At 60.3% G+C, this 20,081-nt stretch carries 23 protein-coding genes; 12 read left to right on the top strand and 11 right to left on the bottom strand.

What is annotated here, in order from left to right:
* Positions 1 to 50: 50 nt before the first annotated feature.
* Complete coding sequence (locus tag ACKLNA_RS18285) at positions 51 to 1,418, bottom strand: DUF1329 domain-containing protein (RefSeq protein WP_085711744.1); 1,368 nt, start codon at positions 1,416 to 1,418, stop codon at positions 51 to 53.
* 23 nt (positions 1,419 to 1,441) lie between these two features.
* Complete coding sequence (locus tag ACKLNA_RS18280; RefSeq protein WP_408986657.1) at positions 1,442 to 3,235, bottom strand: DUF1302 domain-containing protein; 1,794 nt, start codon at positions 3,233 to 3,235, stop codon at positions 1,442 to 1,444.
* Between the two features lie 645 nt (positions 3,236 to 3,880).
* Here ACKLNA_RS18280 and ACKLNA_RS18275 point away from each other — a divergent pair.
* Positions 3,881 to 4,648 (top strand): N-acetylmuramoyl-L-alanine amidase, encoded by a 768-nt coding sequence (locus ACKLNA_RS18275; RefSeq protein ID WP_408986656.1) that lies wholly within the window; start codon positions 3,881 to 3,883, stop codon positions 4,646 to 4,648.
* Positions 4,649 to 4,693: 45 nt separating this feature from the next.
* On the opposite strand, the gene ACKLNA_RS18270 is transcribed toward ACKLNA_RS18275, so the two are convergent.
* From ACKLNA_RS18270 to ACKLNA_RS18250, 5 genes are all read right to left on the bottom strand, one after another.
* Entirely contained in the window at positions 4,694 to 5,605 is a 912-nt protein-coding gene (locus tag ACKLNA_RS18270; protein WP_011332507.1) for an SDR family oxidoreductase, read from the bottom strand.
* Between the two features lie 152 nt (positions 5,606 to 5,757).
* Positions 5,758 to 6,660 (bottom strand): alpha/beta fold hydrolase, encoded by a 903-nt coding sequence (locus ACKLNA_RS18265; protein WP_408986655.1) that lies wholly within the window; start codon positions 6,658 to 6,660, stop codon positions 5,758 to 5,760.
* The gene (locus ACKLNA_RS18260; protein WP_408986654.1) at positions 6,660 to 7,442 is read right to left on the bottom strand and encodes a class II aldolase/adducin family protein; all 783 of its coding nucleotides are present in this window, start codon (positions 7,440 to 7,442) and stop codon (positions 6,660 to 6,662) included. Before ACKLNA_RS18260 ends, ACKLNA_RS18265 begins: the two co-directional genes overlap by 1 nt.
* 131 nt (positions 7,443 to 7,573) lie before the next feature.
* Positions 7,574 to 8,260, bottom strand: a complete 687-nt coding sequence (locus tag ACKLNA_RS18255) for an LrgB family protein (protein WP_119426728.1) — start codon at positions 8,258 to 8,260, stop codon at positions 7,574 to 7,576.
* Positions 8,250 to 8,636 carry a CidA/LrgA family protein gene (locus ACKLNA_RS18250; RefSeq protein ID WP_265812297.1) on the bottom strand — a complete coding sequence of 129 codons (387 nt, stop codon included), beginning with the start codon at positions 8,634 to 8,636 and terminating at the stop codon, positions 8,250 to 8,252. The genes ACKLNA_RS18255 and ACKLNA_RS18250 overlap by 11 nt, the downstream gene beginning before the upstream one ends.
* 95 nt (positions 8,637 to 8,731) lie before the next feature.
* Between ACKLNA_RS18250 and ACKLNA_RS18245 the strand changes: the two genes are divergently transcribed.
* Positions 8,732 to 9,619: a LysR family transcriptional regulator gene (locus tag ACKLNA_RS18245; protein WP_408986653.1), complete on the top strand. Its 888-nt coding sequence runs from the start codon at positions 8,732 to 8,734 to the stop codon at positions 9,617 to 9,619.
* Here the strand turns inward: ACKLNA_RS18245 and ACKLNA_RS18240 are convergent.
* The gene (locus ACKLNA_RS18240) at positions 9,609 to 10,064 is read right to left on the bottom strand and encodes a flavodoxin (protein ID WP_408986652.1); all 456 of its coding nucleotides are present in this window, start codon (positions 10,062 to 10,064) and stop codon (positions 9,609 to 9,611) included. The genes ACKLNA_RS18245 and ACKLNA_RS18240 overlap by 11 nt on opposite strands.
* Positions 10,065 to 10,214: 150 nt before the next feature.
* On the opposite strand from ACKLNA_RS18240, the gene ACKLNA_RS18235 reads away from it, so the two are divergent.
* Together ACKLNA_RS18235 and ACKLNA_RS18230 are read left to right on the top strand one after the other, a co-directional pair.
* The gene (locus ACKLNA_RS18235; RefSeq protein WP_408986651.1) at positions 10,215 to 10,691 is read left to right on the top strand and encodes a PAS domain-containing protein; all 477 of its coding nucleotides are present in this window, start codon (positions 10,215 to 10,217) and stop codon (positions 10,689 to 10,691) included.
* 54 nt (positions 10,692 to 10,745) lie between these two features.
* Positions 10,746 to 11,351: a hypothetical protein gene (locus ACKLNA_RS18230; protein ID WP_114881443.1), complete on the top strand. Its 606-nt coding sequence runs from the start codon at positions 10,746 to 10,748 to the stop codon at positions 11,349 to 11,351.
* Positions 11,352 to 11,354: 3 nt separating this feature from the next.
* Here ACKLNA_RS18230 and ACKLNA_RS18225 read toward each other — a convergent pair whose 3' ends face one another.
* Positions 11,355 to 12,314, bottom strand: coding sequence for a MerR family transcriptional regulator (locus ACKLNA_RS18225; RefSeq protein WP_408986650.1), 960 nt, complete (start codon positions 12,312 to 12,314; stop codon positions 11,355 to 11,357).
* A 213-nt stretch (positions 12,315 to 12,527) separates the two neighbouring features.
* On the opposite strand from ACKLNA_RS18225, the gene ACKLNA_RS18220 reads away from it, so the two are divergent.
* From ACKLNA_RS18220 to ACKLNA_RS18195, 6 genes are all read left to right on the top strand, one after another.
* Positions 12,528 to 13,097 (top strand): antibiotic biosynthesis monooxygenase, encoded by a 570-nt coding sequence (locus tag ACKLNA_RS18220; RefSeq protein WP_408986649.1) that lies wholly within the window; start codon positions 12,528 to 12,530, stop codon positions 13,095 to 13,097.
* Between the two features lie 56 nt (positions 13,098 to 13,153).
* The gene (gene folM, locus ACKLNA_RS18215; RefSeq protein WP_408986648.1) at positions 13,154 to 13,864 is read left to right on the top strand and encodes a dihydromonapterin reductase; all 711 of its coding nucleotides are present in this window, start codon (positions 13,154 to 13,156) and stop codon (positions 13,862 to 13,864) included.
* A gap of 22 nt (positions 13,865 to 13,886) precedes the next feature.
* Positions 13,887 to 14,447 (top strand): GTP cyclohydrolase I FolE, encoded by a 561-nt coding sequence (folE, locus tag ACKLNA_RS18210; RefSeq protein ID WP_408986647.1) that lies wholly within the window; start codon positions 13,887 to 13,889, stop codon positions 14,445 to 14,447.
* On the top strand, positions 14,448 to 14,819 hold the full coding sequence (gene folX, locus ACKLNA_RS18205) for a dihydroneopterin triphosphate 2'-epimerase (RefSeq protein WP_408986646.1): 372 nt from the start codon (positions 14,448 to 14,450) through the stop codon (positions 14,817 to 14,819).
* Positions 14,820 to 14,887: 68 nt separating this feature from the next.
* Positions 14,888 to 15,184: a DUF1244 domain-containing protein gene (locus ACKLNA_RS18200; RefSeq protein WP_085711760.1), complete on the top strand. Its 297-nt coding sequence runs from the start codon at positions 14,888 to 14,890 to the stop codon at positions 15,182 to 15,184.
* Positions 15,177 to 15,515, top strand: a complete 339-nt coding sequence (locus ACKLNA_RS18195; RefSeq protein WP_011332495.1) for a HopJ type III effector protein — start codon at positions 15,177 to 15,179, stop codon at positions 15,513 to 15,515. Before ACKLNA_RS18200 ends, ACKLNA_RS18195 begins: the two co-directional genes overlap by 8 nt.
* 64 nt (positions 15,516 to 15,579) lie before the next feature.
* Here ACKLNA_RS18195 and trxB read toward each other — a convergent pair whose 3' ends face one another.
* A complete protein-coding gene (trxB, locus tag ACKLNA_RS18190; RefSeq protein ID WP_085711762.1) occupies positions 15,580 to 16,542 on the bottom strand; it encodes a thioredoxin-disulfide reductase in 963 nt (320 codons plus the stop codon).
* Between the two features lie 312 nt (positions 16,543 to 16,854).
* On the opposite strand from trxB, the gene cysZ reads away from it, so the two are divergent.
* Complete coding sequence (gene cysZ / locus ACKLNA_RS18185) at positions 16,855 to 17,607, top strand: sulfate transporter CysZ (RefSeq protein ID WP_114881439.1); 753 nt, start codon at positions 16,855 to 16,857, stop codon at positions 17,605 to 17,607.
* Between the two features lie 42 nt (positions 17,608 to 17,649).
* A complete protein-coding gene (locus ACKLNA_RS18180) occupies positions 17,650 to 18,870 on the top strand; it encodes a glycosyltransferase family 4 protein (protein WP_408986645.1) in 1,221 nt (406 codons plus the stop codon).
* Here the strand turns inward: ACKLNA_RS18180 and ACKLNA_RS18175 are convergent.
* Entirely contained in the window at positions 18,839 to 19,942 is a 1,104-nt protein-coding gene (locus ACKLNA_RS18175) for an NADH:flavin oxidoreductase (RefSeq protein ID WP_408986644.1), read from the bottom strand. The two genes, ACKLNA_RS18180 and ACKLNA_RS18175, sit on opposite strands and share 32 nt — an antisense overlap.
* Between the last annotated feature and the right edge of the window lie 139 nt (positions 19,943 to 20,081).

Raw genomic sequence — 20,081 nt, 5'->3', positions numbered from 1 at the left:
AAAAAGGCGACCGCCCGGTCGCCTTTTGTCTTGCCGGTGTATCGAAAACCCTAGCGCACACCCTCGGCACGCAAGGCTGAAGGGGTGAAGTCGGCGACCTTGGCTTCGAAGCCGAATTCGAAACTGTGCTTCTCCTCGTTCTTCATCCCGAGAGCGATGTAGCGACCGGCGATGATGTCGTAGAGCGCTTCAAGCGTGTAGGCCTGAGCCTGATGATCGTAGTAGTACTGGGCATGCCCTTCGGCGACCCGCCACAGCTGCCCGCGACCATCGTAGTGATCGACCAGTGCCACTTGCCAGCTGTCCTCGTCGATGTACATGTGGCGCTTGGCGTAGATGTGCCGTTCGCTCGGCTTGACCGTGCCGATCACCTCCCAGACCCGGTGCAATTCATAACGGGTCAGATCCTGATTGATGTGCCCGGCCTTGACGATGTCGTCGTACTTGAGCTTCGGCGAATCGAGTTTGTAGCTGTTGTATGGAATGTACATTTCCTTCTTGCCGACCAGCTTCCAGTCGTAACGATCCGGCGCGCCGGAGAACATGTCGAAGTTGTCCGAAGTCCGCAGGCCATCGGCGGCAGTGCCCGGCCCGTCATACGCCACCTGCGGTGCACGGCGAACCCGACGCTGCCCGGCGTTGTAGATCCAGGCCAGGCGCGGCTCCTTCACCTGATCGAGGGTTTCGTGCACCAGCAACACGTTGCCGGCCAGGCGCGCCGGCGCGGTCACCGACTGCTTGAAAAAGGTCAGTACGTTGGCCGCCTGCTGCGGGTCCAGATCCTTCATCAACTGCGGCACGGCAATCTCTTCTTCGAAGCGGATCGGCGTGTAGCTGCCGTTGGTCTGCGGTGTCACCTGAGTGATGATCCGCCGCAGATTGCCGCCGTGATAACGGGTGATGTGGTTCCACAACACCTCGACGCCGTTTTTCGGAATCGGGAAGGCGTAGTAGCGATTGCCGGTGAAATTGGCCAGGCCGTTGCCGTCGTTGATCGTGGTCACGTTCAACGCGCTGCGCTTGGCCGACTCGTAGATTTCCGGCGGCACGGCGACGGTGCGGTGGGTCGGGTAGACCGGAATTTTGTAAGTTTCCGGGTAGCGCTTGAACATCGCCACCTGCCCCTCGGAGAGTTTGGCCTTGTACTGGTCGACGTTGGCGGCGGTGATGGTGAACAGTGGTTTTTCATTGGCGAACGGGTCGGCAAGAAAGCCCTTGCTGTCCACCGCTCCGGCGTTTTTCGGAATACCGCCGGTCCAGGCCGGAATCGAACCGTCGGCGTTACCGGCCTTCTCGGCGCCGAGCGGCGTCAGGCTGGTGCCGAGCTTGTCGGCCTCTTGCGGCGACACCGCCGCGATCACGTTGGCAGCCAGCAGGCTCAGGGCCAGGACACCGCATTGCAGAATCATCTTGCGCATGGATTTCATCCTTCTCGGGCAGATCAGAAGTTCACGCCGAAGCTCAGGGCCACGAAGTCACGGTCGGTGAGGACGTTGTAATCGCCGCCAAAAAAATCGGTGTAACTGAGGCTGGCGGTGTAGGTGTTGCGGTAGTCGGCATCGACGCCGACGCTGATGGCCTTGGCGCCTTCGTTGAACAACCCGTTGGGGCCGTAACCCGAGACGTCGTGGGACCAGGACAGGTTGGGCTTGAGGTTTATCCCGCCGATCACGTTGGCGTAATCGAGGATGGCCCGGGCGCGATAGCCCCAGGAAGTCGAAGTGACGAAACCGCCGGTGTCGCCACCGAAACCGTACTGGCCGTAAACCGAATCGCGGCCGTAACGCAGCTTGCTGCGCGACTCCAGACCACCGACCCGCACCACCGCTGCCTCACCGACCACCGTCAGGCGTTCGGCACCCAGCACCTGATCGAAAAAGTGCGTGAGGGTGCTCTGCAGTTGCGTCACTTCCTTGCGCCGGTAGCCTTTGTTGTCGGCGCCCGGCGACGTCGTCAGCGGCGACGCCGTACCGCCGGCAATCGGGTTCAGCAGCGCCAGCGTCAGATCGTTGGTGTTGACCTGCACCGGGGCATTGGGCCGGTAGCTGAGCTCGCCGGTCCATGCAGTGCCGGTGGGCAGGGTGGTGGCGAAACTTGCGCCATACAGGCGGATGTCTTCCGGGTATTCGAGGTAATACTGACCACGCCCGAGCATCACGCTTTGCGCCAGCCCGGAACCGCTGCCGGGGGCCAGGCGGTTGGCGGTACTGACCATCCCCGGCAGTGCCGACAGGGTCGACAGCCCGGCGGTGGTGGTGCCGACCGTGGGTGTGCGGCTGTGGTAATTCATGAAGTACAGGCCATATTCGGTATCGTCGCCGAGCCAGCGCAACGCCGTCCCCCACTGCCCGGAATCCCGCGCATCCCGGTCGCCGCCACGGGGCACGACTACACCTTCGCGAGTGACCTGGATGGGTTGTCCAAAGGCAGCGGCCAATGGTGCCAGCGGCGCGATCGCCGGGCTGCCGACGGTGTAACCGTTGTTGCAACCGTCCGCCGCCACGTCGACACCGAAGAAGGTCCCGCAGTTGTCGAGAACGGTCTGGTCCCATTCCAGTTGATAGAAACCCTCGACCGACAGTTTGTCCGTCAGGCTCTGGGAGCCGAACAGCATGTTCACCGGAATCAGGCCTTCCTTGATCTCGGCACCGGGCCGGCGAAACGCCGAGACGTCGATCGGGTTGATGCTGTTGATCGAGTTGCCAATGAAAGTACTTTCGCCCCAGCTCACCACCTGCTTGCCGGCGCGCACGGTGCCCGGAAGGTCGGCAATGGAATAGTTGTGATAGACGAACGCATCGAGAATCTGCCCGCCGGAAGACTTGGCGCCCTCCTTGCGACCCTTGTCGCTGATCGGCTTGAACTCGCGGTCTTCGTCCTTGAGTTCGAAGTCGTACCAGTACTTGCCGCGCACGAACACACCGGTGTCGCCGTACTTCAATTCAAGGTCGTGGATGCCCTTGAAGATCTTGGAAAAGGTCTCGCCCTTCTTGAAGTTCAAGCGCCCGTCATCACCGGTCGAAGATTGGCCCGTACCACCATTGACCGTGCCGACCAGCGACTTGTCCGCATCGCGCATGCCCCAGCTCGCGCCAACCGACAGCGACGAGTCGAACGTGCCTTCGATTTCTCCAATATTGAAATCGACCGCTTGGGCCTGGGCACAGCAACCCAAGGCGACCGCAGCGGCCAGCGCCTGCGGTTTGAAGATGGCGCGCATTGTTGTTTTTGTCATGCGTCTTCCCCGGTGAGTGACAGAAGGCCCCACCCTACTGCCGCCACACGGGGACGATAAGCGCACCAAGGAGGTATTCGCGCTGTCGCTCGAAAGGATGAATCGCCGCCTGGGACGGGGCTTGCCGCAGAGCATGAATCAGCTGGATAACCCTTGATCAACGCAACGGATGATGCACACCACTGTTACATGCCCCGTAACAGTGCATGTCCGGAATCGCTATTTTTCCTTTGGCGTCAGGCGCTTATTCTGAGCGGGCTTTCACGGCAGCCACGCCACGAAGCAAAAAGTCCGCGACCGAGTCGTCGGCAACCGATTTCTGATGGACCGAAGCGTTTTTCGCTCCATCGCCCAGGTGTTCACTGACGTTGATTTGTAGCTCCTTGATCCAACGTCTTACCTTGGCCGCTGCGTTTGCAGCGGCCTTTTTTATGGGCGGAATTCGCCGAGCACCGAAGGCATGAAGGCCACATCTTCCCCTCGCAGGGTGAACGCTCTACAGGTCATCGAACTACAGGATTTCCCGAATTCGGCTACAAGTTACTGTAACTTCGCGAAGCCACCTCTCAATTAAGATCAAAGCCAGGCCAGCCAACAACTCCAGTGGCTGATTTTGACTTTATCCATTATTGGAAGGACTACTCGTTGAAGAGCATAAATTACAACAAATATCGCGCCGTTCAGAGTTTCAATGGCCGGATACGGTTTCTTGTCTTCCATTACACCGCCGGCAACTTCGCGAGCTCGATTTCAGCGCTGACCGGCGCGAACGTAAGTGCGCATTATCTGGTGCCGGACATCACTGACCCGAGCTATCAGCAGTCCGGCCATACCACACAGGAAGTGTTCGGACTGGTGGATGAAACTCAGCGTGCCTGGCATGCCGGGGTCAGTCAGTGGGGCAATCGCAACAACCTTAACGACACCTCCATCGGTGTGGAAATCGTCAACCTGGCGACATTCGATGACGGTGTCTTCAACTTTCCGCCCTACCATTCTGAACAAATTTGTGCGGTCGAAGAATTGGCGTTGAACATTCTCGCGCGTTATCCGGATATCGGACCGACTCAGGTACTCGGCCATTCGGATATTGCAATCGGCCGCAAGAGTGATCCCGGACCGATGTTTCCCTGGCACGCGTTATATCTGAAGGGAGTTGGTGCATGGTATGACGACATGGTTCGGGATGAATTTTTTCAGCAATACCAGACATCCGGTATTCCTCCCCGGGCGGAACTGCTGAAGCTATTCAAGAAATACGGCTACGACACATCAAAAGCCTCTGACGACGTGGGTTACCGGAACCTGGTTCGCGCGTTTCAGTTGCACTTTCGCCCGGAAAATTACAACGGCGAAATGGATGCCCGGACAGCGGCAAACCTGGCGGCGCTGGTGTCCAGGTATTTTCCCTGAAGACTATGGGACCAGGTCAGGTACCTGACCTGGTCACGTGAAGTTTCAGAGTGAATACTTCTGCAGGTTTCCCATCATTTCTTTCAGCGCTTCGATATTGTCCTTCGGATGTGCGGCGCCCTCGAAATCACAAATCTGCTGCCAGTGGGCCGCCACATCTTCCGGCGAAAACCCTACGCGAGGATCGAACCCGGCGCCCAGGCTGCGTTCCCAGCGCACTTTGCCCATCCAGCCGCCGCCGACCTCGAACAGGCCCGAGGTTTCCTGGCATTGCTCGCTGGCCAGGTACACCACCAGCGGGCTGACCAGCTCCGGTTTGAGTTGTTCGAACACTTGCGGCGGGATCAGGCCTTCGGTCATGCGTGTGCCGCCGGTGGGGGCAATGGCGTTGACCAGGATGTTGTTCTTGCGACCTTCGATGGCCAGGGTGCGAGTCAGGCCGTAGAGGCCAAGTTTGGCCATGCCATAGTTGGACTGGCCGAAGTTGCCGTAGATGCCCGAGGTCGATGCGGTGAAGATCACACGGCCATAATTCTGCTCGCGCAAGTGCGGCCATGCGGCGCGGGTCACTTTGTAGGCGCCTTCGACGTGAACGCGGTAGACCAGATCCCAGTCAGCGTCCTCCATCTTGTGGAAAGTCTTGTCCCGCAGGATGCCGGCGTTGTTGACCACCACATCGACGCGACCGAATACATCGAGGGCGTTCTGCACCAGTTTGTCGCCGTCGGTCACCGAGTCATGGTTGGCTTCGGCAATGCCGCCGGCCTCGCGGATTTCCGCCACCACGCGGTCGGCGGCCGAAGCGTTGGCGCCTTCGCCCTGAGTCGAGCCGCCGAGATCGTTGACCAGCACTTTGGCGCCCTGTTTGGCGAACAGCAAAGCATGAGCGCGCCCCAGGCCACCACCGGCTCCGGTGACGATCACGACTTTATCTTCAAAACGCACAGACTCATTCATCGAGGCAACTCCAGCAGGCCTGAGGGACAGTGTCCCTGAGTGTCAGGCACAGAGCGTGCGGTCACAACGAACACGGCTGAGGCTGAATGGTGCGCGATAAGGCTGGGGGATGATGAAACCGTGCAGAGGCGCAACGCGCCTCTGCCCGTCGATCAGGAGCACGCCACCTTGCGCGGCGGCAACACGAAGTGATCGCGAAATTCCAGGTAATGCTTGAGCACCTGCACCGGTGCTTCGCTTTGCGGGTAATGACCGATGCCCGGCAGCAGTACAGTGTCCGCGTCGGGTATCAACTCGCGATAACGTTCGACCATGTGCGCGCCGGAGATCGGATCGACTTCGCCGTCGATCACCCGCAACGGCACCTCGCCGCGCTGCATTGCCGCGACCCAACGATCACGCTGCACCCGGCGTTCCGGAATGTAGGTGATCAGCTTGTGCATGATGCGCGGCCCGCGATTGCATTCGACCAGGCTCCAGAAGTCGTCCATTTCACTTTCGCTGGGCCGTGTGTCCAGACCGAAGATCTGCCGGAAGCTTTTCACCAGCGCATCGCGGGTAAACGCGCGGCCGATCATCCAGCCCAGCGGGCTGAGCAGCAGTTTTTGCGCCAGCAGCGGACGATGGGTTTCCGGGAACAGACCACCGTTGAGGAACACACAACTGGCGACTTCGATCTTCTCTTCGTAATGCCGGGCCAGCAGTTCCTGGGCAACGCTGTCGCCATAGTCATGGGCAAGGATGTGCACCGGTTGCTCGACCTGAAGGTGAGTGAGCAACGCCTGTTGCAGATCCGCCTGTTCCAGCAGGCTATAGGTGTGGTTCAGCGGTTTGGCCGAGTCGCCGAAGCCAAGCATGTCGCAGGCGATCACCCGAAAGCGCTGGGCCAGCGGCTGCCACAGGTAATGCCAGTCCCAGCTGGCCGTCGGGAAGCCGTGGATCAGCAGCAGCGGTTCACCCTGCCCGGCCGTCCAGTAACGGATCGGCTGGCCACGGAAGACAAACGACTGGCTGCGTTTGCGCCAGGCACTCAGAGGAATCTCGGCGAGAGGCATTAGAGTTTATACCCCGGGTCTTGTTTATCGAGTTTGCGCAGCAGCGCCGGCCAGGCCAGCGCACCGCCCATGCCTTGAGCACTTTTGGTGACGCCGGCAATCATCGCCTTGGCGCCCGCCAGAATCTGCGGTTCGATGGCGATCAGTTCGGCACCGCCGGTCTGCGCCATGACCTGGATGTCGCAGGCGCGCTGGAAGGTAAACATCATCAGGAACGTGTCAGCGATGGTGCCGCCACAGGTCAGCAGACCGTGGTTGTGCAGCATCAGGAAATTGTTGTCGCCGAGGTCGGCCTGCAGCCGGGCCTTCTCTTCGTGATTGAGCGCCACGCCTTCATAAGCGTGAAAGGCCAGGCTCGACAGCACGAACAACGATTGCTGACTGATCGGCAGCACGCCCTGCTTCTGCGCCGATACGGCGACACCGGAAGCGGTGTGGGTGTGCAGCACGCAGGCCACATCATGGCGCACTTCGTGGACGGCGCTGTGAATGGTGTAGCCGGCAGGATTGATTTCGTAGGGGCTGTCCATGAGTTTGTTGCCGGCCTGGTCGACCTTCACCAGGCTGGACGCGGTGATCTCATGGAACATCATCCCGAACGGGTTGATCAGGAAATCTTCGGTGCCGGGCACCTTGGCCGAGATGTGGGTGAAGATCAGATCGTCCCAGCCATGCAGGGCGACCAGTCGATAGCAGGCGGCGAGATCGACCCGGGTCTGCCACTCCGCGGCGCTGACCTGATCTTGGATATTCAAGGAAGAAGGGACGGGGGCTACGCTCACTGTATGCACCTCTGTTTTTGTTTTTTTCGGCAGGTGTCAGCAGTCTAGTCAGCCCCGGGGTTTCGCGTAGTTGCATTGGCAGCCAGCTTGATGACTGAGCGAGTCAGCTGCGCAAACCGCTTGGATCCATGTCAAAGCAACGACGCCAACAAAGGTGCGGCGAACAGATTGAGCAGCCCGGTGAGCACCATCACCAGCCCCGCCACCGAGCCCTCTTCACCCCCCACTTCATGAGCGCGACTGACGCCCGCACCATGGGCGCCGACGCCAAACAACGCGCCACGCGCCAGGGCACTGCGCAATGGCAGCCACTTGAGCAACACGCCACCCAGCATCGCGCCGAAGACCCCGGTGAACATCACGAACACCGCCGTCAATTCGGGCACCCCGCCGAGATCCTGCGCCAGTGGCATGGCAAACGGCGTGGTGATCGAGCGCGGCACCAGCGACAGCGTCACTGAACTGTCCAGCGCCAAAGCTCTGGCCAGACCGAACGAGGTGGCAATCGATGCGGCACTGCCGGCCAGCATGCCCAGCAACAACGCCGACCAGTGCCGCACCAGCAAACGTCGCTGTTGCCAGATCGGCACCGCAAACGCGACGGTGACCGGGCCGAGCACCAGCATCAGCCAGTGGGTGTTGCTCGAGTATTCGGCGTATGCGGTATGCAGCGGCACCGCAAGCGCCAGCAGCAACGCGGGGACCAGAATAAGCGGCGACAGCAGGTAACGCCCGGTACGGCGATACAGCCAGCGACTGAACAGGTAGGCCAGCAAGGTGAACGCCAGCCAGAACATCGGCATCAGTTCAAGCTTCATGGGACCGCCTCAGGCGCACGGCCAGTTCCACGGTGAACGCCGTCACCAGCATCACCATCAGCGTGCTCGCCGCGATCACCAGCAGAATCCGCCAGCCGTCGTCACGCAACAAGGCGCCGTAATCCAGCAGGCTCATCAGCGCCGGAATGAAGAACAGCAGCATCTCGGCCATCAACAGTCCCGCGCCCATTTGCAACGCCGCCGGCTTGACCCAGCCGAATGCAAACGCCAGCAGCAGCAATGCCATGCCGATCACCCCGCCGGGGATCGGCCAGGCCAGCCACGTCGCCAATTGGCAGCCGAGCAGATAGAGACCGAGCAGCACGGCCAGTTCGGCCAGCAGGCGAGAGAGGTATTTGAGGGTCGAGGCTTTCATCGGGGGGCTCCTTTCAGGGGCCTATTTTACGAAGCCGACTGCCATCTCCGAAGCGAATTGTTAGACTCAAAGCCATTCCAATCCGGAATCAGGCCATGGAATTCAAACAGCTCAAAAGCTTCGTCGAAGTCATGCGTCAGGGCGGTTTCACTCAGGCGGCGAAAACCCTGCACATCAGTCAATCCGCCGTGAGCAAGCAGATCGCCCAGCTCGAACAGAGCCTCGGCACCCCGCTGCTCGATCGCCTGGGTTCGCAATTGCGCCTGACCGCCGCCGGCAGCGTGGTGCTGCAACGGGCCGAAGGCATGCTGCGCCTGCGCGATGAATTGCTCACGGAACTGGATGATCTCAGTCATCTGGCGCGCGGCGAGTTGCGCCTCGGTTTGCCCTTGCTGGGCAGCGATGCGCTGTTCGCTGGGTTGTTCGCCGAATACCGACGGCGTTACCCGAACATCAGCGTGCAACTGCTCGAAGGCGGCAGTCGCAGTATTGAACAGGCAGTGTTGAGCGGTGAACTGGAGCTGGGCGGCAGTCTGCTGCCGAAAGATCCGCAGTTCGACTTCCAGCCGTTCTGCGATGAGCCGCTCGATGCGCTGCTGCCGGTGGATCACCCGTTGGCGACGAAAGGTGAAATCGGTCTGGAGGAACTGGCCGACACGCCGTTCCTGCTGTATCAGCGCAGTTTCGTGCTCAATGACCGTTTGCTTCAGGCGTGCCAGCAGCTGGGCTTCACCCCGAAGGAAGGTGGCCGTAGCGGTCAGGCGGATTTTCTCGCGGCACTGGTGGCCGCCGGGCAAGGTGTGGTGCTGCTGCCCAGCGTGGTGGCCCGTGGGCTGGTGCGGCCAGGCGTGGTGCGCCTGACCTTGAACGCACCGGATTACCTGCGCTGGGACATCGCCTTCATCTGGCGCCGGGGCGCCTATCTGTCGAAGGCGGCACAGGCCTGGCTCGCACTGCTGCGCGAACGCGGGATCAGCCCTTGAGCGTGGCGATCAACTGTTCCAGCCAAGGCTCTGCGTCGGTTTCCGGAGTGACGCTTTCGCTGGCATCGATGCGCAGCATGTCCTGCACTTCACGCACGCCCAGCTCACCGAACAATTCACGCATCTGCTCACCACCGCCGCAGAACGTGTCGCCGTAACTGGCGTCGCCCAAGGCGATCACCGCGCCAGGCAAACCACGCCAGGCCGCCGGCAACTGATCGCGAATGCTCGAGTACAGCGGTTGCAGGTTGTCCGGCAACTCGCCCATGCCGGTGGTCGAAGTCACGGCGAGCAAGGCCTCGGGGGCAAAGGCCTGGAGGTCGGCGAGGCTGGCGCGCGAGTTGTAGAAGGTTTCAAAACCGGCGGCTTTCAGCAGGCTCTGCGCGTGGCGAGCGACTTCTTCGGCCGTGCCGTACACCGAGCCGGAGAGGATGGCGACTTTCATCAATCTGATCCTGAAACTGAAAAAAAGAGCGGCGATAGTAACAGCCACCGACACAATGTTGCGATTGGCTCTCGATAAGCGCTGATGGCCAGTAGACAGCGCCGATTGATCTTCTAGAATGCCAGCCACCGAAGCTGAAAGGGTTCACTGATGATCAATGCCAATCTTCTGCAGATGGTGATCAATGCGTCGAACGAAGGAATCGTGGTCGCGGAAAAGGAAGGTGATCAGGACAACATTCTGATCTATGTGAATCCGGCGTTCGAAAAAATGACCGGCTATACCAGCGAAGAGATTCTTTATCAGGATTGCCGTTTCCTGCAGGCCGGTGATCGCGATCAGGCCAGCCTGGCGCTGATTCGCGATGCACTGAAAAAGGGTGGATCCTGTCGCGAAGTGCTGCGCAATTACCGCAAGGACGGCACGCCATTCTGGAACGAACTGTCATTGTCGACAGTAAAAAACGCTGATGATGGGCAGACTTACTTCATCGGCGTGCAAAAGGACGTGACCGTTCAGGTCAAGGCGCAGCAGCGGGTAGCACAACTGGAAGCCCGGATCGCGGCACTTGAAGCAGAAATCGCTGCCCTGAAAACGACGAACGGCGCAAACAAAACTGCGAACTAAGTGTCATTAACTACAATCACCAATGACTTTGTAATTATTTATTTCGAGCTAGCCATGCAACGCGACGCCCTCCTGACCCAGGATGAGCTGGATTTCATCCAGACCATGCAACACAACCCGCAGCTCAATGTGCGGGATGCGACGTCGAGCCTGCTGGTCAATGGTGGTTCGCAGATCCGTGATCTGCTTACGCGCCTGGCGGCCCATGAACAAGTCACCATCCAGGCCAACTTCGAAAACCAGCAGATGACCTTTCCGCTGCATCTGGTGGAAGACGAATTCCATGCCCTGCATTTGCGTCTGGGTGTACCAAGCATTTATGAAGACGGACCGATGGTGCGCCCATGGCGTCTGGCCCTTGAAGAACCGGTAGCTCTGGAGAATGCCAAAGGCCAACCGGGCATGCTGTGGGTTCACGAGGTTTCGCATAAAGGCGTGTTGCTGGAAGTGCGCAACAAGACCAAGCCACCGAAGCATTTCGCCCTGTGGTTCAGCCCTTCAGGCTATGAGCGGATTTCCCTGCGCGGCACCTTCGAACGGGAAACCGAAAGCGGTTTCTTCGCTTACGACCTGAGCCAGAGCGACGCTGACGAAACCGAGCGGCTGCGCCAGTTCATCCTTCAGCAACATCGCCTGACCCACCCTGCCCTGCACACCTGAGCCTCAGGTATCCAGCGTCCCCGCGAGAAACTGATTCATGCGTTGACGCATGGTTGTCCCTTCATTGCCCAGACAGCCCACCGAAGATCCGGCCAGGCTGTCCTGCGCCAGATCCGCTGCATCCCCTGCCAACATCAGCTGACAATCGAGGCTCAGGGCCAGGCGATTCAAACGTCTTGGCAATTCCGCGGTCGGGGCGTGATTGGAAAACAGCACCAGCGCCACAGGCCGGGTCTTTTCACACACCAGCGTCAGCTCATCGAACGGCTGGCCGGTGGTCAGCACACGAACGCCAGCATCATTGCCACTGAGAAACAGCGCCGCCACCAGCAATTCAAGCTCGCGACATTGCCCCGCCAGAGCGCTGACAATCACCTTGCGCGGTTGCGAACCACGCAGCATGACGATGCGCTGAAGCACCCGCGCTCTCAAAAACCCATCGAAAAACAGCCACTCGCTGGTTTGCCCGAATGAATCCTGGCGCTGCAACAGCTGCAGCCACAGCGGCATGAGAATGTCCTGAAATACCACAGGCAGCGCGTAAGAAGAGAAGATCTGCCCGTAGACCCGATCCAGTTCCTGGTCATCGAACGAACTGACCGCCCGCTGAACCTGCTCCTGCCATTGCAGGTAGTCGGCCTGTACCAGGTCATCGGGAATGATATGCGCGAGTGCCTTCATCGGCTCGGTCTTGGCCAGGATCCTGCCGACCTTGCTCACCGAGACGCCACGATCGATCCAATCGACGATACTGCGAACGCGCTCGATATCGGTCATCGAGTACAACCGGTGCCCACTTTCGGTGCGTATCGGCTGGATCAGACCATAGCGCCGCTCCCATGCGCGCAGCGTGACCGGGTTGACACCGGTCAGCCGTGCCACCTCGCGTATGGGGAAAAGCTCCTCGTGCTCAAGCGCAACATATGCCTGCGAGGAAGGGCGAACGTCAGTAATGACAGGCATGTGTGCAGACACGTCCTTGTTGGCGTAGTTGGATCCCATTCTATCCCTGATGCCCCATTCCGATTCAAGCGATGAAATGGGACGAACGTCTATGGTTCCGTCACAATAATCAGGAATAATCCTTGCTTGTCGAAAAGCGCAGCCCTCTACCCCGGTGCTGCGTCAGGCGAAACTCCTACCCGGAGCGACGCACATGCAATTCGGAGATACACAATGTCTACTTCCCCCGTCACGCTGATGGTCGCCCGTCGCGTCGCCGATGGTCGCTATCAGGATCTGATCGCCTGGCTGCGCGAAGGCGAACAACTGGCCACCGATTTTCCCGGCTATCTCGGTTCCGGCGTCCTGGCTCCGCCTCCCGGCGATAATGAATTCCAGATCATTTTCCGCTTTGTCGACGAACAGACTCTGCATGCCTGGGAGCACTCTGCATCGCGCACCGCGTGGCTGTCCCGTGGCAGTGATCTGTTCGCCCATCCGAAGGAACACCGGGTCAGCGGCATCGAAGGCTGGTTCGGCGCAGCAGGCGTCCGCCCACCGCGCTGGAAACAGGCCGTAGCCATCTGGTTGGCGTTCTTCCCGGTGTCACTGCTGTTCAACTTCGTGCTGGGTCCACTGCTCGGTGAAATGAGCCTGTTGCCCCGCGTATTCATCAGCACGCTGTGCCTGACACCGTTGATGGTCTATTTCTTCATCCCGCTGTCGACGCGTCTGCTGGCCGGCTGGCTCAACAGCGCCCCGACCCGTCCATTGCCCGGTGCGGCGCCCGCGCAAAATCGCTGAAACCATCGCTCGCGTCGCTGTTATAGTTTTTGCTCAGACCTCGACGCGAGCCGTTCATGACCTCTCTTGCAGCTCCCATTCTCATTACTGGCGCCGGCCAGCGTGTCGGGCTGCATTGCGCGCAGCGGCTGCTGGAAGACGGCCACCGGGTCATCTTCACCTACCGCAGCGAACGCCCCGGTGTGAAAACGTTAAGGGATCTGGGCGCCATCGGGGTATTCGCGGATTTTTCCAGTGAGGCCTCGATCCTCGCTTTCATCGCTGAACTGAAGACCCACACCGACAGCCTGCGGGCCATCGTGCACAACGCCTCCGAATGGCTGGCGGAAAACGGCGACGGTGAAGCCGAAGCCTTCACCCGCATGTTCAACATCCACATGCTGGCGCCGTACCTGATCAATCTGCATTGCGCTGATTTGCTGCAACGTTCGAACCCCGCCGACATTATTCACATCAGCGACGACGTCACGCGCAAGGGCAGCAGCAAACACATCGGCTATTGCGCCAGCAAGGCCGGGCTCGACAGCCTCACGCTGTCCTTCGCCGCGCGCTACGCTCCACAAATCAAGGTCAACGGTATCGCACCCGCCCTGCTATTGTTCAAACCCGACGATGACGCCGCGTACCGCGCCAGGGCGCTGGCCAAGTCCGCGCTGGGCATCGAGCCGGGCAGCGAAGTGATCTATCAGAGCCTGCGCTATCTGCTCGACAACCCTTATGTCACCGGCACCACCCTGACCGTCAACGGCGGGCGGCACGTCAAGTAATACGCCCCCGCGAGGATGCTCCATGAGCCGCTCACTGCCCGAAAACTACCGCGAGATCCTCATTGGCCTCGGTGAAGATCCCGACCGTGAAGGCTTGCTCGACACCCCCGAGCGCGCAGCCAAGGCCATGCAGTATCTGTGTCACGGCTATGAACAGAGCGTCGACGAGATCGTCAATGGTGCGCTGTTCGCTTCCGACAGCGACGAGATGATCATCGTCGCCGACATCGAGCTCTACTCGTTGTGCGAACATCACTTGCTGCCCTTCATCGGCAAGGCCCATGTGGCTTATATTCCGACAGGCAAGGTACTGGGACTGTCGAAGATCGCACGGCTGGTGGACATGTTCGCCCGCCGCCTGCAGATCCAGGAAAACCTCACCCGACAGATCGCCGAGGCGGTGCAGCAAGTCACCGATGCCGCCGGTGTCGCGGTGGTCATCGAAGCCCGGCACATGTGCATGATGATGCGCGGTGTCGAGAAACAGAATTCGACCATGAACACCTCGGTCATGCTCGGTGCCTTCCGCGAGTCGAGCAACACCCGACAGGAGTTCCTGCAATTGATTGGACGGAGCAAGTAAATGCCACAACTTCAACCGGGAATGGCGCGCATCCGGATCAAGGATCTGCGCCTGCGCACCTTTATCGGGATCAACGAGGACGAAATCCTCAACAAGCAGGATGTGCTGATCAACCTGACCATCCTGTACGCCGCGCAGGAAGCGGTGCGTGACAACGACATCGACCACGCGCTGAACTACCGCACCATCACCAAGGCGATCATCGCCCATGTGGAGGGCAACCGTTTTGCGCTGCTCGAACGCCTGACCCAGGAGTTGCTGGATCTGGTGATGGCCAACGAATCGGTGCTGTACGCCGAGGTCGAAGTCGACAAGCCTCACGCATTGCGTTTTGCCGAGTCGGTGTCGATCACCCTCGCCGCCAGCCGCTGAGTGCGTCTGGCGCTCCGGGCGTCAGACTTTTATCATCCGCGCCACGATTTGACTGCACAGAGCCCATCATGACCGAGCAACAACGCCTCGAACTCGAAGCCGCCGCCTTCCGCCGGCTGGTCGCCCACCTGGACAGCCGCAAGGACGTGCAGAACATCGACCTGATGAACCTTTCCGGCTTCTGCCGCAATTGCCTGTCGAAGTGGTACAAGGCCGCCGCCGACGAGCGCCAGATCGAGGTCAGCCTCGACGATGCCCGGGAAGTGGTTTACGGCATGCCGTACGCCGAGTGGAAAGCCCAATATCAGCAAGAAGCCAGCGCCGAACAACAAGCGGCGTTCGCCAAAGGAAAACCCAATGAGTGATCTGAACACCCTGCGCGCCAGCCTCAAGAGCGGCGAACACGTTTTTGCCGACACCTTGTCCTTCATCGCCGCCGGCTACGACTACCAGCCTCAGGCGTTCAACAACGGCGGTGTGGAAAACGCGGCCGGGCAGAACGAAGGTTCGTGCAAGACGTTGGGTCTGGCGCTGCTGGAAGGCTTGAGCGATGAAGAAGCGCTGCTGGCGTTCGGCGAACACTACCGTTCGGTCGTGGCGACGCCTGAAGGCAGCGATCACGGCAATATCCGTGCGCTGATCCAGCACGGTCTGGCTGGCGTGAAGTTCGAAGCGCAACCGCTGACCCGCCGTTGATTCTTCGTCGAATCGCGAGCATGAAAAAACCGGCCGATTGGCCGGTTTTTTCGTTTCTGCGATCTTAGAACGAAGCGTTCTGCAGATCGTCCAGATAACGCTCGGTGTCCAGGGCCGCCATGCAGCCGGCGCCGGCCGAGGTGATGGCCTGACGGTAAACGTGGTCGGCCACGTCGCCGGCAGCGAAGATGCCCTCGACGCTGGTCGCGGTGGCGTTGCCTTCACGGCCGCCCTGAACCACCAGGTAGCCGTCCTTCAGCTCCAACTGACCTTCGAACAGCGAGGTGTTCGGAGTGTGGCCGATCGCGATGAACACGCCGTCGACCTTGATTTCGTCGAAGCTGCCGTCGTTGTTCTTCAGACGTGCACCGGTCACGCCCATGTTGTCGCCCAGCACTTCGTCCAGGGTCGCGTTCAGCTTCAGCTCGATCTTGCCTTCGGCCACACGGGCGTTGAGCTTGTCGATCAGGATCTTCTCGGCGCGGAAGGTTTCGCGACGGTGGATCAGGGTGACCTTGCTGGCGATGTTGGCCAGGTACAGGGCTTCTTCGACAGCAGTGTTGCCGCCACCGACCACGGCCACCGGCTTGTTGCGATAGAAGAAACCGTCGCAGGTCGCGCAGGCCGAAACGCCTTTGCCCATGAACGCTTCTTCCGACGGCAGGCCCAGGTAACGAGCGCTGGCGCCGGTGGCGATGATCAGGGCGTCGCAGGTGTAAGTGCCGCTGTCGCCGGTCAGGCTGTACGGTTTGGAAGCGAAGTCCACGGCGTTGATGTGATCGAAGACGATCTCGGTTTCAAAACGCTCGGCGTGCTCGCGCATGCGCTCCATCAGCACCGGACCGGTCAGGCCGTGGACGTCGCCCGGCCAGTTGTCGACTTCGGTGGTGGTGGTCAGTTGACCGCCGGCCTGCATGCCGGTGATCAGCAGCGGCTTGAGGTTGGCACGGGCAGCGTAGACAGCAGCGCTGTAACCGGCAGGGCCGGAACCGAGAATGATCACTCGCGAATGACGGACTTCAGACATGAACCTGTCTCCTGTTGACCGGCCGATACATCAGGCGCGGACGCCGGACTGCCGGCGAGAATAAAAAAGGACTGTGGATAACCTTGGGGAAGGCGTGAGCTCGACAGTCCTGTAAAAAGTTGGGTGCAGCGTATCGAGGGGGGCAAGATTAAGGAAATACGGTTTAACAATCCAGCTCATAGGTGGTCTCTATGCCGACACACTGACGAGATGGACGTCTTTGTTACAGTGAATGTCGATCCCGCTGCCGCGCTTTCACAGCTTATGCAAAGCCGGTAAGGTCGGCGCGTTTTCCCTTGCTCGGAGCACCCTATGCCCGCCCCTGTTCTCTCCGGCCCGCAATACCTGCGCGAAGGCCTGAAACTGGTCCTGAGTCCTGGCCTGCGCCTGTTCGTGCTGCTGCCGCTGGCGATCAATCTGGTGCTGTTCGTCGGATTGATCTATTTCGCCGGCCACCAGTTCAGCCTGTGGGTCGATTCCCTGATGCCGTCGCTCCCCGACTGGCTGAGCTTCCTGAGCTACATTCTATGGCCGCTGTTCGTGGTGCTGGTGGCGTTGATGGTGTTCTTCACTTTCACCATGCTCGCCAACGTGATCGCCGCGCCGTTCAACGGTTTTCTCGCGGAAAAAGTCGAAGTCGTGGTGCGCGGCACCGACGACTTCCCGGCCTTCAGTTGGGGCGAACTGATCGCGATGATCCCGCGCACCCTCGCCCGTGAAATGCGCAAACTGGGCTACTTCCTGCCCCGGGCCATCGGCCTGTTCATCCTGTCGTTCATCCCGATGGTAAACATTATCGCCGCGCCGCTGTGGCTGCTGTTCGGCGTATGGATGATGGCGATCCAGTACATCGACTACCCGGCGGACAACCACAAACTGGGCTGGAACGAGATGCTCGCCTGGCTGCGCCAGAAGCGCTGGCAGAGCATGAGCTTCGGCGGGATCGTTTACCTGGCGCTGCTGATTCCGGTGGTGAACATCCTGATGATGCCCGCTGCCGTGGCCGGGGCTACGTTGTTCTGGGTGCGCGAGCGCGGGGCCGAAAATCTTGTGACACAACGCTGAGCGCACGTCACAAATCCATCATCCGAACGTCACAAGCGCGACATGGCCTCAGCCGACACTGAGGCCATGACGACAGCTCTACACATCACTCTGATCAGCGAAACCTTCCCACCGGAAATCAACGGCGTGGCCAATACCCTTGGCCGCTTGTGCGACGGCTTGCGCGCGCGGGGGCATCGGGTGGAGCTGGTGCGGCCGCGTCAGGGTGACGATCCGCAACGCACTGAGGACGACGCGCTGCTGTTGTGCCGGGGCTGGCCGCTGCCGGGTTATCCGGGGTTGCAATGGGGTCAGTCGTCGATGCACAAATTGTTGCGGCGCTGGACACGTCAGCGCCCGGACGTGCTGTACATCGCCACCGAAGGTCCGCTCGGGTTGTCGGCACTGCGCGCGGCACGTCGCCTGGGCATCGCCGTGGTCAGCGGTTTCCACACCAATTTCCAGCAGTACACCAACCAGTACGGTCTAGGCCTGCTGACGCGTTTGCTGACTCATTATCTGCGCTGGTTCCACAATCGTTCGGCACTGACCCTGGTGCCTAGCGTCAGCCAGCGCCTGGAACTGGAACGGCGGCATTTCGATCGCCTCGCGCTGCTGTCCCGAGGCGTCGACAGCCAGTTGTTCCACCCGACCAAACGCCTGAACGCCTTGCGCGAACAATGGGGATTGAGCGAGCAGGACATCGCCGTGATTCACGTAGGACGCCTGGCGCCGGAAAAGAATCTTGGTCTGCTCAAACGCTGCTTCGACAAGCTCGCCGGCGCGTACCCGCAACGCAATCTGAAACTGATCATCGTCGGTGACGGACCGCAGCGTGTAGCTCTGGAAAAGGAATTGCCCGACGCGATCTTCTGCGGCTCCCAACGTGGCGAAGCATTGGCGGCGCACTATGCGTCCGGCGATCTGTTCCTGTTTCCGAGCATGACCGAGACCTTCGGCAACGTCGTGCTGGAAGCCCTGGCGTCAGGTCTTGGCGTGGTGGCCTACGATCAGGCGGCGGCTGCGCAGCATATTCGCCACGGCTACAACGGCGTGCTGGCGATGCCGGGGGATGAAGAAGCGTTTTGCGATGCAGCGCAGTGGCTGCTGGAAGAGGATGAAACCTTGCGCTGCGTCAGATTGAACGCTCGCCAGCATGCCAGTCGTCAAGGCTGGGCGGCCATCATCGAGCAGTTTGAAAACCACTTGCAGGGAGCTTGCCGCGACCTGCGCGACAAGCCCCCCACTGCAATCAAACCAGCGTCATCAACGCCTCACGGCTGAACGGCAGAATGTCCTGCTCGCGACCTTCGCGCACTTTCTGCGCCCAGTCCGGATCCACCAGCAGCGCACGGCCCACGGCCACCAGATCGAACTCATCGTTGTTCAGACGCTCCAGCAGCTTTTCCAGGCTGGCCGGTTGCGCCACCTTGTCGGTGTTGACCATGAACTGCAGGAACTCGCCATCGAGGCCAACGCTGCCGACGGTGATGGTCGGTTTGCCGGTCAGCTTGCGAGTCCAGCCCGCCAGGTTCAGTTCGGAACCGTCGAATTCCGGCTCCCAGAAACGGCGCGTCGAGCAGTGGAAAATATCCACGCCGGCGTCGGACAACGGTTTGAGGAACTCGCCCAGCGCCTCCGGGGTTTGCACCAGACGTGCGGTGTAATCCTGCTGTTTCCACTGCGAGAAGCGGAAGATGATCGGGAAGCCCTCGCCCACGGCAGCGCGCACGGCCTGGATCAACTCGATGGCGAAACGCGACCGGTTGGCCAGGCTGCCGCCGTATTCGTCGGTGCGCTGGTTGCTGCCTTCCCAGAAGAACTGGTCGATCAGGTAACCGTGGGCGCCGTGGATCTCCACGCCGTCCATGCCGATGCTCTGGGCATCTTTGGCCGCTTGGGCGAAGGCTGCGATCACGTCCTGGATATCCTGTTTGGTCATGCCGTGCACCACGACCTGACCGTCCTTGAGTTTCTCGGTCGGACCATAACCCGGCACGCTGGCATCCGGCTCGGTGCCGATGCGGCGAACGCTGCCGACGTGCCACAGTTGCGGAACGATCTTGCCGCCTTCGGCGTGCACTGCGTCGATGACTTTCTTCCAGCCGGCCAATGCTGCTTCACCAAAGAATTGCGGCACATTCGGGTAACCGTTGGAGGCCTTGTGGCCGACGGTGGTGCCCTCGGTGATGATCAGGCCGACACCGGCCGCCGCGCGACGACGGTAGTACTCGATCACTTTGGAATTGGGTACGCCACCCGGAGAGAACGAACGGGTCATCGGTGCCATGACCACGCGGGTCGGTAGTTCGAGGGCACCGAGCTGGAACGGTTTGAACAAGGCTTGAACAGGCATGGGAGGCTCCACGAAAAATTGATCGGCGGGCATTGAATTCAATATGACGGCGATAATATGCGGAGTTCCAACTGTGTCATAGCACTATTGATCTGAATGATTAAGGGTCAAAAGGCAGGCAAAAAAAATCGCAGCTCGA

This window comes from Pseudomonas sp. UV AK001 (assembly GCF_046097675.1).
In the GTDB taxonomy this organism is placed as follows: Bacteria; Pseudomonadota; Gammaproteobacteria; order Pseudomonadales; family Pseudomonadaceae; genus Aquipseudomonas; species Aquipseudomonas kribbensis.
The sequence above is the reverse complement of the archived record's forward strand: the minus strand, read 5'-3'. Positions and strand labels throughout refer to the sequence as shown.

Bases quoted from the DNA above. Each gene is read 5' to 3' on its own strand.
- ACKLNA_RS18285 (WP_085711744.1), bottom strand. From the start codon at position 1,418: ATGCGCAAGATGATTCTGCAATGCGGTGTCCTGGCCCTGAGCCTGCTG.
- ACKLNA_RS18280 (WP_408986657.1), bottom strand. From the start codon at position 3,235: ATGACAAAAACAACAATGCGCGCCATCTTCAAACCGCAGGCGCTGGCC.
- ACKLNA_RS18270 (WP_011332507.1), bottom strand. From the start codon at position 5,605: ATGAATGAGTCTGTGCGTTTTGAAGATAAAGTCGTGATCGTCACCGGA.
- ACKLNA_RS18265 (WP_408986655.1), bottom strand. From the start codon at position 6,660: ATGCCTCTCGCCGAGATTCCTCTGAGTGCCTGGCGCAAACGCAGCCAG.
- ACKLNA_RS18255 (WP_119426728.1), bottom strand. From the start codon at position 8,260: ATGAAGCTTGAACTGATGCCGATGTTCTGGCTGGCGTTCACCTTGCTG.
- ACKLNA_RS18250 (WP_265812297.1), bottom strand. From the start codon at position 8,636: ATGAAAGCCTCGACCCTCAAATACCTCTCTCGCCTGCTGGCCGAACTG.
- ACKLNA_RS18245 (WP_408986653.1), top strand. From the start codon at position 8,732: ATGGAATTCAAACAGCTCAAAAGCTTCGTCGAAGTCATGCGTCAGGGC.
- ACKLNA_RS18240 (WP_408986652.1), bottom strand. From the start codon at position 10,064: ATGAAAGTCGCCATCCTCTCCGGCTCGGTGTACGGCACGGCCGAAGAA.
- ACKLNA_RS18235 (WP_408986651.1), top strand. From the start codon at position 10,215: ATGATCAATGCCAATCTTCTGCAGATGGTGATCAATGCGTCGAACGAA.
- ACKLNA_RS18230 (WP_114881443.1), top strand. From the start codon at position 10,746: ATGCAACGCGACGCCCTCCTGACCCAGGATGAGCTGGATTTCATCCAG.
- ACKLNA_RS18225 (WP_408986650.1), bottom strand. From the start codon at position 12,314: ATGCCTGTCATTACTGACGTTCGCCCTTCCTCGCAGGCATATGTTGCG.
- ACKLNA_RS18220 (WP_408986649.1), top strand. From the start codon at position 12,528: ATGTCTACTTCCCCCGTCACGCTGATGGTCGCCCGTCGCGTCGCCGAT.
- folM (WP_408986648.1), top strand. From the start codon at position 13,154: ATGACCTCTCTTGCAGCTCCCATTCTCATTACTGGCGCCGGCCAGCGT.
- folE (WP_408986647.1), top strand. From the start codon at position 13,887: ATGAGCCGCTCACTGCCCGAAAACTACCGCGAGATCCTCATTGGCCTC.
- folX (WP_408986646.1), top strand. From the start codon at position 14,448: ATGCCACAACTTCAACCGGGAATGGCGCGCATCCGGATCAAGGATCTG.
- ACKLNA_RS18200 (WP_085711760.1), top strand. From the start codon at position 14,888: ATGACCGAGCAACAACGCCTCGAACTCGAAGCCGCCGCCTTCCGCCGG.
- ACKLNA_RS18195 (WP_011332495.1), top strand. From the start codon at position 15,177: ATGAGTGATCTGAACACCCTGCGCGCCAGCCTCAAGAGCGGCGAACAC.
- trxB (WP_085711762.1), bottom strand. From the start codon at position 16,542: ATGTCTGAAGTCCGTCATTCGCGAGTGATCATTCTCGGTTCCGGCCCT.
- cysZ (WP_114881439.1), top strand. From the start codon at position 16,855: ATGCCCGCCCCTGTTCTCTCCGGCCCGCAATACCTGCGCGAAGGCCTG.
- ACKLNA_RS18180 (WP_408986645.1), top strand. From the start codon at position 17,650: ATGGCCTCAGCCGACACTGAGGCCATGACGACAGCTCTACACATCACT.
- ACKLNA_RS18175 (WP_408986644.1), bottom strand. From the start codon at position 19,942: ATGCCTGTTCAAGCCTTGTTCAAACCGTTCCAGCTCGGTGCCCTCGAA.